General features: G+C 50.7%; 14 protein-coding genes. 13 read left to right on the forward strand and 1 reads right to left on the reverse strand.

The genetic code is table 11. The features are described from left to right. From mraY to B9A32_RS00150, 13 genes are all read left to right on the forward strand, one after another. Positions 1-1,080: a phospho-N-acetylmuramoyl-pentapeptide-transferase gene (mraY, locus tag B9A32_RS00090; RefSeq protein WP_084066346.1), complete on the forward strand. Its 1,080-nt coding sequence runs from the start codon at positions 1-3 to the stop codon at positions 1,078-1,080. Positions 1,081-1,098: 18 nt separating this feature from the next. Next, positions 1,099-2,448, forward strand: coding sequence for a UDP-N-acetylmuramoyl-L-alanine--D-glutamate ligase (murD, locus tag B9A32_RS00095; protein WP_212637531.1), 1,350 nt, complete (start codon positions 1,099-1,101; stop codon positions 2,446-2,448). Next, entirely contained in the window at positions 2,445-3,731 is a 1,287-nt protein-coding gene (ftsW, locus tag B9A32_RS00100; RefSeq protein WP_084066348.1) for a putative lipid II flippase FtsW, read from the forward strand. Before murD ends, ftsW begins: the two co-directional genes overlap by 4 nt. Beyond that, positions 3,715-4,830, forward strand: a complete 1,116-nt coding sequence (gene murG, locus B9A32_RS00105) for an undecaprenyldiphospho-muramoylpentapeptide beta-N-acetylglucosaminyltransferase (RefSeq protein WP_084066349.1) — start codon at positions 3,715-3,717, stop codon at positions 4,828-4,830. Before ftsW ends, murG begins: the two co-directional genes overlap by 17 nt. A gap of 5 nt (positions 4,831-4,835) precedes the next feature. Beyond that, entirely contained in the window at positions 4,836-6,212 is a 1,377-nt protein-coding gene (murC, locus tag B9A32_RS00110; RefSeq protein WP_084066350.1) for a UDP-N-acetylmuramate--L-alanine ligase, read from the forward strand. Positions 6,213-6,298: 86 nt separating this feature from the next. Then, positions 6,299-7,243: a UDP-N-acetylmuramate dehydrogenase gene (gene murB / locus B9A32_RS00115; RefSeq protein WP_170923637.1), complete on the forward strand. Its 945-nt coding sequence runs from the start codon at positions 6,299-6,301 to the stop codon at positions 7,241-7,243. Next, positions 7,230-8,111 carry a cell division protein FtsQ/DivIB gene (locus tag B9A32_RS00120; protein ID WP_084066352.1) on the forward strand — a complete coding sequence of 294 codons (882 nt, stop codon included), beginning with the start codon at positions 7,230-7,232 and terminating at the stop codon, positions 8,109-8,111. The genes murB and B9A32_RS00120 overlap by 14 nt, the downstream gene beginning before the upstream one ends. Position 8,112: 1 nt before the next feature. Continuing rightward, complete coding sequence (gene ftsA / locus B9A32_RS00125; RefSeq protein WP_084066353.1) at positions 8,113-9,339, forward strand: cell division protein FtsA; 1,227 nt, start codon at positions 8,113-8,115, stop codon at positions 9,337-9,339. Between the two features lie 97 nt (positions 9,340-9,436). Further along, positions 9,437-10,717: a cell division protein FtsZ gene (gene ftsZ / locus B9A32_RS00130; RefSeq protein WP_084066354.1), complete on the forward strand. Its 1,281-nt coding sequence runs from the start codon at positions 9,437-9,439 to the stop codon at positions 10,715-10,717. Next, positions 10,717-12,414 (forward strand): radical SAM protein, encoded by a 1,698-nt coding sequence (locus tag B9A32_RS00135; RefSeq protein WP_084066355.1) that lies wholly within the window; start codon positions 10,717-10,719, stop codon positions 12,412-12,414. The genes ftsZ and B9A32_RS00135 overlap by 1 nt, the downstream gene beginning before the upstream one ends. 129 nt (positions 12,415-12,543) lie before the next feature. Next, on the forward strand, positions 12,544-14,127 hold the full coding sequence (locus tag B9A32_RS00140; RefSeq protein WP_084066356.1) for an NAD(P)H-hydrate dehydratase: 1,584 nt from the start codon (positions 12,544-12,546) through the stop codon (positions 14,125-14,127). Positions 14,128-14,133: 6 nt separating this feature from the next. Then, on the forward strand, positions 14,134-14,598 hold the full coding sequence (gene tsaE / locus B9A32_RS00145) for a tRNA (adenosine(37)-N6)-threonylcarbamoyltransferase complex ATPase subunit type 1 TsaE (protein ID WP_084066357.1): 465 nt from the start codon (positions 14,134-14,136) through the stop codon (positions 14,596-14,598). Between the two features lie 409 nt (positions 14,599-15,007). Continuing rightward, entirely contained in the window at positions 15,008-16,234 is a 1,227-nt protein-coding gene (locus B9A32_RS00150) for an aspartate kinase (protein WP_084066358.1), read from the forward strand. A gap of 355 nt (positions 16,235-16,589) precedes the next feature. Here the strand turns inward: B9A32_RS00150 and pyrF are convergent, their stop codons facing one another. Beyond that, the gene (gene pyrF / locus B9A32_RS00155) at positions 16,590-17,315 is read right to left on the reverse strand and encodes an orotidine-5'-phosphate decarboxylase (protein ID WP_084066359.1); all 726 of its coding nucleotides are present in this window, start codon (positions 17,313-17,315) and stop codon (positions 16,590-16,592) included. Positions 17,316-17,582 lie beyond the last annotated feature (267 nt).

The following is a 17,582-nucleotide window of genomic DNA, read 5'->3' on the forward strand; positions in this document are numbered from 1 at the left end:
ATGCTTTATGATCTTTTATATCCACTCCATACGGATATTTCTTTTTTTAATATATTCAGATACATCACCTTCCGAACCATCTATGGAGGACTCACCGCCTTTACCCTATGTTTTCTCTTGGGTCCCTGGGCCATTAAACGGCTCTCCCGGCTCCAGATCGGACAAATCATTCAAAAGGACGGACCCCAGACCCACCTGGACAAGGAGGGCACCCCCACCATGGGAGGGTTGCTCATTCTCTTCTCCATTGGGGTATCCACCCTTTTCTGGGCCAGGCTGTCCAACCACTACATCTCCATCACCCTTTTAAGCCTTATGCTCTTTGGGTTCATCGGATTCATTGATGACTATCTCATGCAGGTGAAAAAACGAAACATGGGATTCACAGCCCGGGGGAAATTCATATTGCAAATCATTGCAGGCCTGGGGATTTCGTGGCTTATTTACCACTGCCCGGACTTTACAAGTGAACTGACCATACCCTTTTTCAAATCCTTGTCTCCGGATCTTGGCATCTGGTATATTCCCTTTGCCACCCTGATCATTGTGGGCACCTCCAATGCAGTGAATCTCACCGATGGACTGGATGGCCTGGCCATCGGCCCCATCATCATTGCCGCAGTGGCCTACATGCTCTTTGCCTATGTGGCAGGGCATGCCAAGATTGCCCAATACCTCCAGGTGCAGTCCATTGCCTCCTGTGGAGAGCTTTCCATTGTGTGCGGCATTCTTGCCGGGGCAGGCCTTGGTTTTTTGTGGTTCAACGCCCATCCTGCCCAGGTTTTCATGGGGGATTCCGGTTCCATTCCATTGGGAGCCGTTCTGGGAACCATTGCTGTGATGACCAAACAGGAAATTCTTCTTTTACTGGTGGGGGGATTGTTTGTCATTGAGGCATTGTCTGTGATAATACAGGTGGGCTATTTCAAAATGAGCAACGGTAAACGGGTATTCCGCATGGCCCCCCTGCATCACCATTTTGAACTCAAGGGATGGCCGGAATCCAAGGTTATTGTCCGATTCTGGATCATTTCCATCACCCTGGCCCTTGTCTCATTGAGCAGCCTTAAAATAAGATAGGAACCATTAATGACTCACATGTCTCATCCATATATCCTGGTGGTGGGCCTGGGAAAATCAGGCATTGCCATGGCCCGTTTTTTAAAAAAAAGGGGAAACAGCGTGGTGATCACGGACAGTGATCCCAATATGAAAAAAAAGGCCAAAGCGCTTGAAAAAATGGGGATCACCACAGAAATCGGACCGCACAATGCCACCACCTTTGACCGGGCCCGGATGATCATTGCAAGCCCGGGAATCCCCCTTGACATGCCCCATCTTAAAAGGGCCGCCCAAAGGAAAATCCCCATCAGGGGGGAACTGGATGTGGCCGCAGAACAGATCAAAGTTCCTGTGGTGGCTGTGACAGGCACCAATGGTAAAACCACGGTGACCACCTTGATTGATCTTTTACTTAAATCTTCCCACACCGCTGTTTTCACCGGTGGTAACATCGGTGTGCCCCTTACCCGGTATTTTGATGAAGACGTCCCGGCAACGGTGGTGGTGGCAGAGGTGAGCAGCTTCCAGCTGGATACCGCCATGGCATTTAAGCCCCATGTGGCCGTTCTTTTAAACATCACACCGGATCACATGGATCGCTACAGCAGTTTTGCAGCCTATGCCGGGTCCAAATGGAGTATTTTTGCCCACCAGGACAAAAATGATGTGGCCATCCTGGGAAGCAGCCTGTCCACGTATAAAAAAGAGATTCAAGCACTCAAGGCAACACCTTTTTTCATTCGCCCGGCCCATGAAACACCCCCCGAAAACGGGGCGCACATCCAGGAAAAGAGCATCCGTTTTTACACCCGGGGCAAGCAAATGGCCGGGAAGCTGCTCATTTCAAAAATACGCATCAAGGGCAAACACAACCTGGAAAATATTGCGGCATCTGCCCTGGCAGCCCTGTGCATGGGAACCCCCATGGCCGACATTGAACAAATTGTGTATCACTTTCCAGGGCTGGAGCACCGCATGGAATTTTCAGGATATGTGAACGGCATTCCCTATTACAACGACTCCAAAGCCACCAATCCCGATGCCGTGATAAAGGCGGTTTCCTGCTTCAAAAACCTCATTCTCATCATGGGGGGGAAAGAAAAGAACACAGATTTTTCTTCCTTAAAGTCCAGTGTCACATCCCGGGTAAAGCATCTGATTCTCATGGGAGAAGCAGCAAACAACATTCAAAAAGCGCTTAGGGGCTCATGTGACATCACCCAGGTGGGCACCATGGCATCTGCCGTGGCCCTGGCCCGTACCCTGGCCCGAAAAAACGATACAGTCATGCTTTCCCCGGCCTGTGCAAGTTTTGACATGTATTCAAGCTATGGACACCGGGGGGATGATTTTAAACATCAAATCAAACAATTGACAATGCCATGATAACAAAAAACAACATCACAGCTCCGTTTTCCCGTGAACCTGCCATATTGATACCTGTTTTGATCATCACAGGCCTTGGCATTGCCATGGTTTACAGTGCCAGTGCTGACATCAGTGTGGCAAAACACAACACCTCGATGTACTATGCCGGACGTCAGGCCATCTTTCTTCTTCTGGGACTTGTGGTGATGTATGTCGGGGCCTTGTTTCCCCATGAACATTTTAAAAAACTGGTTTATCCCATCCTGGGGACTGCCCTGATTCTCATGGTGGGGGTGTTGACGCCCCTGGGAGCCGGGGCCGGTGGGGCCTGTCGCTGGATCACCGTCAAGGGGCTCACCTTTCAACCCTCGGAACTGCTTAAACTGGGCCTGGTGCTCTATCTTGCCTACTCCCTTTCCACCAAACAGGAAAATATCCGCTCATTTTGTATCGGTTTTTTACCCCACTTGCTACTTCTCACCGTGTTAACGGCCCTTCTGGTATTTCAAAGGGATCTTGGATCCATTGTCATCATTGGCTTTATTACATGGACCATGATGTTCATTGCCGGTGTACCCATGCTGCAACTTTCCACTGTTATTCCCCTTGGGGCAGCGGTTTTTTATTTTTTTGTGTACAATGAGCCCTATCGATGGGAACGGGTGCGATTCTTCATGGACCCATGGCAGGATCCCCTGAACGCAGGATACCAACTGACCCATTCCCTTAAAGCCTTTGGAGCCGGAGGGGTTCTGGGAAAGGGCCTGGGCCTGGGCTTCCAGACGGTCCATTACCTTCCCAAACCCCACACAGACTTTATCTTTTCCGTCATCGGAGAGGAATTGGGACTTGTGGGGGTTTTAGCCACCCTTGTGCTTTATATCCTTATTTTAAAACGGGGCGCTGTCATTGCCCGAACAGCCCACACCGTTTTCGGAAGCTTTCTGGCTGCGGGCATTACCATTCATCTGGGGCTCCAGGTGGTTATCAACACCGGTGTCACCCTGGGGGTGCTCCCCACCAAGGGACTTCCCCTGCCCTTTATCAGCTATGGCGGCACCTCCCTTGTGGTGAGCATGGCAGCCATGGGTGTTCTGATGAACATCGGCAGGACCGGCACCGAAATCCCCCGGGAAAAACACGCCACCCCACAAGATCAATCCACAATACCACCTGTTTCAATAACTGCCACGGACAGACCATATTCTGATCCGGTTCTGCCCACAACAAAACATGAAAACCCGTCAAATTTGGCGAAAATTTCTTATAAAAAAGGGAAAGCCATTGTCCAAACCTATTAAAATCATTATTGCCGGCGGTAAAACAGGGGGACATCTTTTTCCGGGAATTGCCACGGCCCAGGCACTTAAAGAGCAGTCAAACTCCGTTGAAATTCTCTTTGTGGGCACCAATACCCCCTTTGAGAAAAAGACCCTTTTAAGGTACGGCTTTACCCATGTTGCCATCTCCTCCAGTGGGATTAAAGGAAAAGGCATCCGGGAAAAACTGTCTGCCATGGCCACGATTCCCTTTTCCGTTTTCCAGGCTGCCTGGATCATTGTTTCCTTTAAGCCGGATCTGGTACTGGGGGTGGGCGGATATTCATCCGGCCCGGTGCTCATGGCGGCCAGGATTCTTGGAAAAAGAACGGCCATCCAGGAACAAAATGCCATCCCCGGCATCACCAACCGTATATTGTCACGCATTGTGCATAAAATATTTATTTCCTTTAAAAACACAAAGGGGTTTCCCGCCGGGGCAAATATCATCCTCACCGGAAATCCCATCCGAAGGGCAACCCCTTCCCCGGAAGCAGACCTTTCCCATGAGATGCCGTTGCCATCCTTTCCTGGCAACGGATTCAACCTTCTTATCACCGGGGGAAGCCAGGGGGCAGCCAGTATTAATAAAGCTGTTGTGGAGGCCATGCAACGCCTGAGTGATACATCTTCATACACAGTGATCCACCAGACTGGCAAAAATGACCAGAAACAGGTGGTAAACGCCTACAAAGAAATGGACATAAACGCAACGGCCCGGGCATTTTTCCATGACATGCCCCAACGCCAGAAACAAGCCGATCTCATCATCTGCAGGGCCGGAGCCGGTACTTTATCGGAAATCACCTCCCTTGGTAAACCGGCCATTCTGGTGCCCTATCCCCATGCTGCAGATGATCACCAGCGCCACAATGCCATGGCCCTGGTGCAACAGGGGGCGGCCATGATGATCCTGGACCATGAACTCAATGGAAACCGTCTTGGAAAACGCATTGAACAGCTGAGAAAAAATCCGGAAAAACTAAAAAGAATGGCCCAACAAGCAAAAAAAATTGGCATGCCCCATGCCCGGAACACCGTGGCCCGGGAAATTATCCACCTCATTACAAAGAACAGGTAAGATTCATGTACCAGAAAAACTATCATATTCATTTTGTGGGCATTGGCGGCATCGGCATGAGCGGCATTGCAGAGCTTCTTCTGGGGCTGGGGTACCGGGTGTCCGGATCCGATGTCAATGCGTCTGACATCACCCGCCGCCTACAGGAACTGGGGGCCACGGTTCACACCGGCCACCACCGGGATCAAATCAAGGGTGCCAGTGTCATTGTCACCTCCACGGCCATCTCACCGGATAACCCCGAAGTAACGGCGGCCCGGGAACAATCTGTTCCCATCATTCCCCGGGCCGAAATGCTGGCAGAACTCATGCGCATTAAATATGCCATTGCCATATCCGGGGCCCATGGGAAAACCTCCACAACTTCCATGGTGGCCCACATTCTGGACCGGGCAGGTCTTGACCCCACCGTGGTCATCGGCGGCCTTTTAAAACATCTTAACACCAATGCCCTGCAGGGCAAAGGGGCGTACATTGTTGCCGAGGCAGATGAGAGTGACGGGTCCTTTCTCAAATATAGCCCGGCCATTGCTGCGGTGACCAACATTGACCTTGAACATCTGGACTATTACACCGGCATTGAAGATATCAAATCAAAATTTAAGCAGTTCATCAACTCTGTCCCCTTTTACGGGCTGGCCGTTGTCTGTCTGGACAACGAGCATATCCAAGATATCCTTCCAGATATCCGGGTGAGATATACCACCTTCGGACTGACGGCCCAGGCAGATCTCAGGGCCCGGGACATTGAATTTGACGGCATAAAATCCTCATTTACGGTGGTTCACAAGGGAAACAGCCTTGGTAGCATCGCCCTGAATCTTTCCGGCAGACACAATATTTCCAATGCCCTTGCCGCCATTGCCGTTGCCCTGGAACTGAACATTCAATTTCCCACCATCAAAGGGGCATTGGAAGACATTGACGGCGTTAAACGACGCCTGGAAATAAAAGGAGAGGCAAAAGGCATTCTGGTCATGGACGATTATGGCCACCATCCCACGGAGATTAAAGCCACACTTAAAGCCATCCGGGAAAGCCGGCCGGACAGACGGGTGGTGGTGATTTTTCAGCCCCACAGATATTCCAGAACCCAGGCACTGTTTGATGCCTTTACCCGGGCCTTTTACCAATCTGATATTTTAATGGTTTTACCCATATATGCGGCCAGTGAAACCCCAATAAAGGGGGTGACCTCCCAGACCCTGTGCCGGGGCATCACAGCCCACGGCCATAAAGAGGTTTTTCATGTGAAAAGCGTTGAGCAGTGCCTCACCGTGCTCATGGAAACTGTAAAGCCCAATGACCTGGTCCTCACCCTGGGGGCAGGAGATGTCTATCGCCTGGGGGAAACCTTTGTAAAAAAACTTGGGGAAAATTAAAAATGGTTCTTTCTCGGTTAGCCAAAGACACCCGCCACTGCCCCCCGTGGCATCATAAAATAAGCCCCACCCCGGAGGAATGGGCCATGCACAAAAAAAATTTAATGCCCCTGACCCTGGAAACCTTTGAAAAACTGGGAATCAAACAAAAAGAACCCATGAAAAAACACACCTCTTTCAAGGTGGGGGGACCGGCAGACCTGTTTGCCCGGCCCCATTCCATTGAAACCCTTGAAAAACTGCTGAAGATGGCAAAATTCCATGACCTGCCCCTGACGGTCATGGGCAGTGGCACAAATCTGCTGGTAAGGGACAGAGGCATCCGGGGACTTGTCATCTCCATGGACAAACTTAAATACCCCATAATCATCACCCCTTTACAGCAGGAAATATACCGGATCCAGGTCTCTGCCGGCACCATCCTTGCCGGGCTGTACAGGGAGACCATGGCCCAGGGTATCGGCGGCCTGGGGTTTGCCGCCGGAATACCCGGAAGTGTGGGGGGAGCGGTGATGATGAACGCAGGAACCGGAGAGGGAACCATGGCAGATGTGGTGGCGTCCATTGATATAATGGATACCCAAAAAGGCGTCATCACCCTGCCCAGATCAGACCTGCGGTTCAGCCACAGATGTCTGAGCTTTAATGAAAACGTTCCCCGGCAACAGCGCCCCATTCTTGTGGGGGCCACCTTGATCATGGCCCGGCAGGATAAAAAAGAGATCAAGGCCCAATGGCAGACCCTGCTGGAAAAAAGAAAAAAGTGTCAACCCGTCCAGGGTGCCGGTGCCGGATGTTTTTTTAAAAATCCTCCCCGGGGAAAATCCGCAGGAGAACTCATTGACCGGGCCGGATTAAAAGGATTTAAGGTGGGCAATGCCATGGTGTCCTCAAAACATGCCAATTTTATCCTGAATATGGGCCAGGCCACGGCAGAAGATATTATAAAGTTGAAACATCTCATTGAAAAAAAGGTAAACACTCAATTTGGCATCCGCCTGGAAAATGAGGTAAAAATTGAAGGCGAATAAAAAAATTAAAAAAAATGAGTCTTCCACACTGTCTCTGTTACCCACCCTGGGTTTCATGGAAACCCTTGATCTGGGCATTAAATTCATTTTCACCATTGTGGCGATCATGCTCACTGGATTATTGTTCATTTTCATCCATGATTATGTGACCCAGAGCACCTGTTTTTCCATTAACACCGTCTCCATCCATGGGCTAAACCGCCTGACCAGGACCGAGACGCTGGTCCAGGCAGGCCTTACCCCCGGCGATACCCTTTTAAATATCAATGCACTTAAAATGAAAAAAAGGCTGGTGGCCCATCCCTGGATAAATACAAGCAGAATCAAACGAACATGGCCCCACACCCTTGACATTTTCATCCAGGAAGAGGTTCCAGTGGCCCGGGTGAACCTGGAAAACGCCCCGCCGCTGCTCATCAACACACAGGGAATCCCCTTTGCAGAAAATCCCCCGGAAACAACCACAGTTACAATGAAATTGCCCCTTATAAAAGGATTAATCCTTGAAAAAAAAGAGGAGCAGTGGGGGTTTCACGGCACCCTGTATCAAAAAATCATGGGATTGCTCAGGGAGGACCCCGGTCTCCCTATCACATCCATCACCGCTGACATTGCCACCGGCATCACCGTTGACACCCATTTTCTTTCCAATGATCTATCCGGGCAACCCGTTGAGACACCCATTACCCTAAAACTGGGTTTTTCACAATTTAAGTCTAAATTTGAAACTGCCGGGAAAATATTTCAGCATCTCCAGCAACAGGGCATGGGAAAAAATATCAAAGCCATGGACCTGTTCAACCCGGAACGGGTCATTGTCACCCCCGGCAGACACACCTCCGGAGCACAGACACCACAAGGAGCTTAAATTGCAGGAAAAAGAAAAAATCATCGTAGGGCTTGACATTGGTACCACCAAGGTATGTGCCGTTGTGGGAGAGGTGGTGGGCCGGGATATCAACATCATCGGCATGGGAAAAAGCCCCTCCAGCGGCATGCGTAAAGGCGCTGTTGTGAATATTGAATCCACGGTGGAGGCCATCCGCCATGCTGTGGATGAAGCGGCCATCATGGCCGAATGTGACATCAGCTCGGTGTATGTGGGCATTGCCGGGGGGCACATCAAGGGATTTAACAGCCATGGTTTCACCGCCATAAAAGCTGAAGAGATAACCCCGGAGGATGAGGCCCGGGTGATTGAAGCGGCCAGTGGCAGCGCCGCAAAACCGGGACGAGAAACCATTCACATCATTCCCCAGGAGTTCATTGTGGATGAGCAGGAGGCCATCCAAAATCCCCGGGGCATGACCGGCGTACGACTGGAGACAAAAATCCACATTGTCACCGGTGCTGTTTCGTCGGTGGGAAACATTATTAAATGCTGCAACAAGGCAGGTCTTGCTGTCAGTGATATTGTGCTGGAATCCATGGCTTCCGGTGAAGCCGTGCTCTCCCCGGAAGAAAAAGAACTGGGATGCACCCTGGTGGACCTTGGTGGGGGCACCACCAACCTTGCCATCTTCAAGGGGAATAAGGTAAAATACACCTTTGAGCTTCCCCTGGGGGGAGAGACTGTAACAAATGACATTTCCATTGGTCTGAGAGCCCCCTCCAACGAGGCAGATTACATTAAACTCACCCATGGTACCTGCCTTCGCGAAAAGATTAAACAAGGTGAAAATATTGATGTTCCAGGCATGGGGGGACGGGAATCCAAACAATTTTCCAGGGATATTCTGGTGGATATCATTGAACCCCGTGTGGATGAAATGGCCACCATTTTAAAAGACGCAATCCACAGTAACGGCCTTGAAAATGCCTTTCCGTCGGGCATTGTGCTCACCGGAGGCACGGCCCTTCTCAACGGCATTGAAGAGGTCATTGAATCGGTATTCAATGTACCGGTGCGCGTGGGAACTCCTTCAAACATCGGTGGACTCAAGGAGGTGGTGAACAACCCTGTCTTTGCCACAGGGGTGGGCCTGGTCATTTACGGCAGCCGCATCAGCCACAATAAAGAAAGGGGTCCCGGCAGTAAAACCGGAATATCAAAATTCATGACAAGAATCGTACAATGGTTCAGAGACATTATTTAAACCTTAAAAAACAACAGGCAGACACACCTAAATTTTACCCCGGGTATCCCTTCCGGATACAGGGGTAAGGCAATGCATAAATCAAACAGGGGGGACGATGGGCTTTTCTTATGTGGAAATAAATGATGATACCAACATCAAGGTTATGGGAATAGGCGGTGCCGGTGGAAATGCTGTCAATAACATGATTGACTCCGGCCTCTCAGGGGTGGAATTCATAGTTGCCAACACAGATAACCAGGCATTAAAGATCTCCAAGGCAGATTATAAAATCCAGCTGGGTGAAGAGCTGGCCAAAGGACGGGGTGCCGGTGCCAATCCCCAAAAGGGAAGAAATGCCGCCCTGGAAAATGTGGAAGAGATCAGGACCCTGCTCAACGGCAATGATCCTGACAAAAAAGCCACTGACATGGTCTTTATCACCGCCGGAATGGGGGGAGGTACCGGCACGGGAGCGGCCCCTGTGGTGGCGGAAATCTGCAAGGAGCTTGGAATATTGACCGTGGCTGTGGTGTCAAAACCCTTTGAATTTGAAGGTAAGGGCAGAATGAAAAAAGCCGAGGTAGGCATTGAAGAGTTAAGGACGGTCACCGACACCCTCATCACCATCCCCAATGAGCGCCTCATGTCCCTTGCCGAAGAGGATGAACTCATGGTGGAGATGTTCCTCAAGGCAGATGAAGTGCTTAACCATTCCGTAAAAGGCATCAGTGATCTGATCATGGTACCCGGATACGTCAATCTTGACTTCACCGATGTGGAAACCATCATGGCCCAGTCAGGGGCCGCATTAATGGGCATTGGCGTGGCCTCCGGCGAAAACAGAGCACTGGAAGCCGCAGAAAGTGCCATTTTTCATCCCCTTCTGGAGGAGGTCTCCATCAAGGGAGCCCGGGGGGTTTTGCTCAACATCTCTTCCAATAGAAATATCACCATGAAAGAGATGAAAACCGTCACGAAACGCATTGCAGATGAAGTGGGGGGGGAAAACGAAATCATCTGGGGTCAAACCATTGATGAAAGCATGGGGGATGAAATCAGAATCACCGTTGTTGCCACCGGCATTGGCCAGGAGCACGCAGTGGAAGACCCAAAGGTCAATTACCTGCGCAGGGCAACGGAACAGACCTCCCAGACCGGTGGTCGTTCCAACCGTTCCACCGCCATTGCCCGCGGCACCGTCCGCTCCGTCACCGACGATGATAAACAAAAGGAGTGGCAGGATGATGTGAACACTGTGATTGTAGCCCATCCAAAAGTCTCCAATGACGATGGCAGAAATCACCACGAAAATGCCAATATTCCAGCCTACCCGGATATTGAAAGTGACCAGGAGAACCTGGACATTCCCACATTTTTGCGCAGATCCACCAAATAATGGGTATTCGTCGTAAAAAGGGGGCGCCATGCCGGCGCCCCCTGGAAAAAGGTCAGGTGTTCCGGGGAGCAGGGGCGGGCATTAACATTGCCCTTGTGTATCCCAATACCTACCGGGCCGGGATGTCCAGTCTGGGATTTCAAAAGGTGTTTCAACTGTTCAACGCCCTGGAAGGCATGGCATGTGAACGGGTATTTCTGCCGGGAAAATCCACCGGCCCTGCCCGGAGCTGTGAAACGGACCGCGCCCTTGGACAATTTGACATCATTGCTTTTTCCATCTCATTTGAAAACGATTATTCCAATGTTGTCACCCTTCTTAAAAACGCTGGCATTCCCCCCCGGCAAAACCAACGCAACCTACGCCACCCCCTTGTGATGGCAGGGGGGGTTGCCTGTTTTCTCAATCCTGAACCCCTGGCCCCCTTCATGGACTGTTTTTTATTGGGTGAAATTGAAAACACCCTTCACCTGTTTTTAAATTCCATCCAGGCGGCACCCTTTAAACAAAACCTGACCCATGAACTGGCAGTGGAGATTCCCGGTCTTTACATCCCCTCCCTTTACACACCGATTTACGATGAAACCCTTATTTTTAAAGGCCATGAAAAACATCATCCCCAAACCCCTGATTCCATAGAGGTGCAGCACGTTGCCCACCTGGAAAACCATCAAACCGTCACCGGCATCATCTCTTCTGACACAGCCTTTAAAAACACCTGCCTCATTGAAACCGGCAGGGGGTGCCACCATGGATGCCGATTCTGCAGCGCCGGGTTTATATACAGACCCCCCAGGCTTTATCCCAAAGAAGTGATCACCCGGTCCATGAATGAGGCAAGTGAACTGACCAACCGCATGGGGCTTGTGAGTGCTGCGGTTTCCGATCACCCCCAGATAAATGACATCTGCACCTGGGGTATAGAACACGCCCTTAATATATCATTTAGTTCCCTCCGCTTGGATGCCCTCACCCATGAACTGGTGGAGACCCTCATGGCATCCGGGGTGAAAACCGCGACCATTGCGCCAGAAGCGGGCACCCAGCGCATGCGAAATATCATCAATAAAAAAATAACCCGTCAAGATATACTGGGGGCGGTGAAAACCTTGATCCAGGGTGGCATTCTTAATCTGAAACTCTATTTCATGGTGGGGCTTCCCTTTGAAACAGATGAAGATATTGAAGGGATCATTTCCCTTACCCTGGACATTCGAAATATTTTTCTTGAAGAAAGCAAAAAAAAGAAAAAAATCGGCACCATCACTCTAAGCGTCAATCCCTTTGTGCCCAAACCCGCCACCCCCTTTCAATGGCTGCCCATGGCACCGGCAGCGGTGCTGAAAAAACGAACCAACCATTTAAAAAACTCATTAAAAAAAATTCCCAACATGAAAATCAACTGTGAATCCCCCCGCATGGCAAGAATCAACGGAGTACTGGCCCGGGGGGATCAACGTGTGGCCACTTTAATCGAAACCGCGGCACAGGACGGATGGTCCAGGGCCATATCCCAAAAAGACCTGGCCCACTATCTTTACAGAAAAATTGAAATAAAGGCCCCCCTGCCCTGGGATATCCTGGACAGCGGTATTAAAAAAAGCTTCCTGGCCAGGGAACTTGAACGGGCAAAAAAAGAGAAAAGCACCCCGGATTGTCCCATGATTGACTGCAAAAAATGCGGTATCTGCCGATGAACAGCTCCCAAAGGTTGCCTTTCATAACTCTCCAGTGATATCATGCCGGACACTCCCTTGGTGAAAATAGTGTTATGCCGGGGAGGTCAGCGTTCACCATGCAAAATGCTCAAAATAACGGAGGCAGCCATGTATCTTGTCACAGCCGGGGAGATGCGGGAGATGGACCGGAAAACCATTGAAGAATTTGGCCTTCCCGGTCAGATTCTCATGGAAAATGCAGGGCGAAAGGCCCTTGATATGCTCTTTGACCATTTTCCGAAAATGATGTCAAAAAAAATAGGAATAGTTGTGGGACGGGGCAACAACGGCGGGGATGGCCTGGTCATGGCACGATACCTGCTACAGATGGGAAAAGATGTCACCACCTTTGTTTTCACTGCCAGGGATAAAATAAAGGGAGACGCTCTATCCAATCTCATCCTCCTGGAAACGCTGTGTGAAAAAAAGGAAGGGGACCATCTCTTTTTCATCCCGGACAAGGACACCTTTGAAACGCTTCAATCCCATATCTGCATGCATGACATTTTTGTGGACGGTCTGCTGGGAACCGGCCTGAATACACCGGTGAGGGGATTTTTCAAGGAGGTGATCACCGCTGTGAACGGCACCGGTTGCCCCATTTTCAGTCTGGATATTCCATCGGGGCTGGATGCAGACACGGGCATGCCCCTGGGAACCTGCATCAAGGCCACGGCCACGGCCACATTTGGGTTTGCCAAGGCAGGTCTTTTTCTGGGACACGGCAGGGAGTTCACCGGAAAAGTAAAAGTAATGGACATCGGCATCCCCGATTACATTGCCACCCAATCGCCACCAAGGCTCCAGGTCAGTGATACTTCAACCATTGCCCCGCTGTTCCCCCCCCGCAGCCCCCACGATCACAAGGGCACCTGGGGTCATGTGCTCATCATTGCAGGCTCCCGGGGAAAATCCGGGGCTGCCGTTCTGGCTGCCAATGCCGCAGTGGCCGCTGGCACCGGCCTTGTCACCCTGGGAATTCCCCATGACATCAACAGCAGTGTGGAAACCGCCACCCTTGAGGCCATGACAGCTCCCATGGGCAATGGACCACACGGCTATCTCACCCTGGATACCTTTGATCCCCTCATGGCGCTGGGCCGGAACAAAACCGCCCTGGCCCTGGGTCCCGGCCTGGGCACCCATGAAGAGACCCGAAAACTTGTGACGGCTCTGGTGAAAGAAAGTGACCTTCCCCTGATTCTGGATGCCGACGGTCTTAACTGCATTGCCCATGATCCATCCCTTTTAAAACAACGAAAGGCTCCCACCATACTCACCCCCCACCCCGGTGAAATGGCCCGGCTCACGGGATTGTCAACCCGGGAAATCCAGGCCCATCGTCTCGGTATTGCCACACAATTTGCCAAAAAATATAATGTCATCCTGGTATTAAAAGGGGCAGGTACCCTCACGGCCCTTCCCAACGGTTTCGTTTTTTTCTGCCCCACAGGCAATCCAGGCATGGCCACCGGCGGTACAGGGGACGTCCTCACCGGCATGATTGCAGGTCTGGCAGCCCAGGGCATGACTCCAGAAGATGCGGCCCGGGCAGGCACCTTTCTCCACGGTGCATGCGGGGACTTTCTGGCACAGGCAAAGGGCCCATGGGGATTTAAAGCTTCAGACCTGATCACAGCCCTGCCCGGCATTTTTTCACAATTAACAAAAAACAACGCCCAGGACATCTGACCTATCATGATCCTTGAATTGTATTGTACCTCCCACAACCGGACCCAGGCAGCAGGAGAAAAACTGGGTTCCCTGATCTCTTCACGCATGACCATGGCCCTGCACGGTGACCTGGGGGCAGGAAAAACCACCTTTGTCCAGGGAATAGCAAAGGGTCTTGGGGTACCGGACACCTATTATGTGACCAGCCCCACCTACACCCTTATCAATGAATACCCCGGCCGGGTCCCACTGTATCACATGGATCTTTACCGCCTGGGCGACATTGATGAACTGGAATATCTGGGATTTGATGAGATCATCTCCTCCCCGGGGGCCATTGTTGTGGAGTGGCCGGAAATCCTGGGATCGCATTTTGTGAAATTTGATCTGGATATCACCATTAAAACAGATAAAGCCTTTAACCGTAAAATAATTATTAAAGCATCTGGACTTGACGGAACAAATCTGTTAAGGGAACTGTCTGTATAATTGCCATGGGTGGTTGGTATTTCCATCCGGGCCTGCCCACAACGAAGATTGAAAATGGTATTATACCGCCGCCGCCCCGATGGGCAATGGGCCCGGACCGGAACTGTAGACAGCTCAATTGTCCGGTTCCTATTACCCATCGGGGGGGCGGCTCTGCTGAGGTTGCCTTGGAGGCTGCCGTTTCATATAAACCCACATGGCTGTAAGTACCAGCCACAACGAATAATGAAAAAGTAGTTGCTGTGAGTACCCAGAACCTAATACCCAGTACCCAGTACCCACTTTTTCATATAAAAAAAAATCCCATCAATCCAGGGAAATTTTCAAACCCAAATATTAACACAAATCTGACCCCGTTCCACTTTGCCAAAATCCGGAAGCCGGGTCATTAAACATATCAGGAGTCGTTATGGCATTGAAGGTGCAAAAATTCGGAGGAACTTCGGTTGCCGACATTGAAAGAATTAAAAATGTTGCCGACAGGGTAATTAACACCCAGAACCAGGGCGACCAAGTGGTGGTGGTGCTTTCTGCCATGGCCGGGGTCACAGACAGTCTCATTGCCCTGGCCCATGAGGCCGCAGAAACACCGTCAGCAAGGGAACTGGATGTCCTTTTATCCACTGGTGAGCAGACCACTGCGGCGTTGCTTGCCATGATGCTCACCCACCGGGGATATAAAGCAAAATCCCTTTTGGGATTCCAGGCCGGTATTTTAACGGATATGACCTCAGGAAAGGCCCGTATCCGGGACATTGACGGTGCACGCATCCAGGAGCTTCTGGACCAGAATTATATTGTTGTTGTGGCTGGCTTCCAGGGCCGGGACACTGTGGGAGATATCACCACACTGGGCCGTGGCGGTTCTGACACATCTGCTGTGGCCATTGCTTCGGCCATCAAGGCCGATGTATGCGAAATTTATACCGATGTGGACGGGGTCTACACCACCGACCCCAGAATCTGCAACAAAGCAAAAAAAATAAACAAAATATCATATGAAGAGATGCTTGAAATGGCCATACTCGGTGCCAAGGTGCTGCAGATCCGTTCCGTGGAATTTGCCAAGAAGTACAATGTACCCGTGCATGTCAGGTCATCATTCAACCAGGAGGAGGGAACCATGGTGGTCAATGAAAGTGCGGATATGGAAAGTGTGGTGGTGTCCGGCATCACCTGTGACAAAAATGAGGCCAGAATCACCCTGAGAAAGGTACCGGATCAACCGGGAATTTCCGCCCGTGTCTTTGGTCTTCTGGCCGAAGCCGAGATCATGGTGGACATGATCATCCAGAACACCCGGTCCGACGGCGAAACCGATTTGACATTCACCGTGACCAAGGATGATTTTAAAAAAGCGGTGGAATTGTCAAAAAAAGCAGCCAAGGAAGTGGATGCCAAGGAAATTGTTACTGCTGATCACATTGCCAAGGTCTCTGTTATCGGGCTTGGCATGAAGAGCAATTCCGGGGTTGCCGCCACCATGTTTGAAGCCCTTGCCAAGGAAAACATCAACATCCGTCTCATCAGCACCTCGGAAATCAGAATTTCCTGTGTCATTGAAGAAAAATATGCTGAACTGGCGGTGCGGGTACTGCACACAGCCTTTGGCCTTGATCAGGCAATTAATGAATAAAGCCCCACATCATGGTGGATAACAGTTCAAACCGCCACAGGCGGTATATTTCAACCTCAATCCCCCATAAAAAAATTGAGAATGCGGCATCTGCCAGACCTTTCAAAAGCACTGCTTTACATTTTTAAAGGACGAACACCGCAATATGGGCACTCACCCCATAAGGGAGTCAGCAGTTTTCAATTTACCGTTTATCCAATGTGCCACTTATAGAATGTGGCGGTCTGAATTTTGTAAATGGTAAATCAATAAAATCTGACTCCCTAAAAGTGTAAAGTAGAAATAAAGGATGCCAAAAATGCTGTTGTACATCCCGGACGGGCAGTGGGAACGCTCACCACCGTCCGGGACGCTCTTATTGCCCCAGGGCCTCATCAATTTCAGCACCGATTCGGCGGGCAGCCTCCCTGGGATCTGCTGCGGTCCGGATGGGACGTCCCACAACAATGAGATCTGCCCCGGCCTGCACTGCCATGGCAGGTGTGGTCACCCTGGCCTGGTCATCATTGTCAAGAAGGGACCACCCCGGGCGGATACCCGGTGTAACTGTCAGAAAATTTTCTCCCCAAAGCGCCTTCACACCAGCCACTTCATGCCCGGAACAGACCACGCCCCGGCATCCTGCCCCATGGGCCATCCCGGCCCGTTTCAATACCAGGGATTTGAGATCCTTTACATACTTTTGTTCATAGCCTGCCGCCTCAACGGCCAGGGAATCATTATCCGTGAGCAGGGTTACCCCCAATACGCCTGTTTTTCCCCGGCTGCCGGCCACGGCCCTTTCAAGCATTTTCCGGTTGGAGGCACAGTGCACCGTCACAAGGTCCACCCCCATCCGGGCCACCTGTTCCATGGCCCGTCCCACGGTTTCTGAAATGTCATGGAGTTTAAGATCCAGGAAAATCCCAGCATTACTTATTTCCCGGATCATCTGAACCACAGCAGGCCCCTCTTTAATGAAAAGTTCCAGTCCCACCTTGAACATACCCACTGATCCGTCCAGTTTTCTGACATAGGATCGAGCCTCTGAAAGGGAGGGTACATCAAGGGGGAAAACGATATATTCTGTACCATTTTTCATGGTGCCTCCAGTAAAAATGCTTGAATTTTAAGGTTGAAACAAACCAAAATTTAATGATATCTATGTGAGATCAAGATACTGTGTATTTTATTAAACCGATTTGGCACCCATCATTTATTCATAGAAACCGTTTAGACTTTTTATTTAGTTTTTCCGGAACTGCACAACATACTACGGGGGTGGTATGCGAGCAGCCCCAAATGAGTGAAGATGGGATACTGGCCAAATATTTACCTCCGGTCAAAGCCATGCCTACCATATCGGTCA

The organism is Desulfocicer vacuolatum DSM 3385, assembly GCF_900176365.1.
GTDB lineage: Bacteria > Desulfobacterota > Desulfobacteria > Desulfobacterales > Desulfobacteraceae > Desulfocicer > Desulfocicer vacuolatum.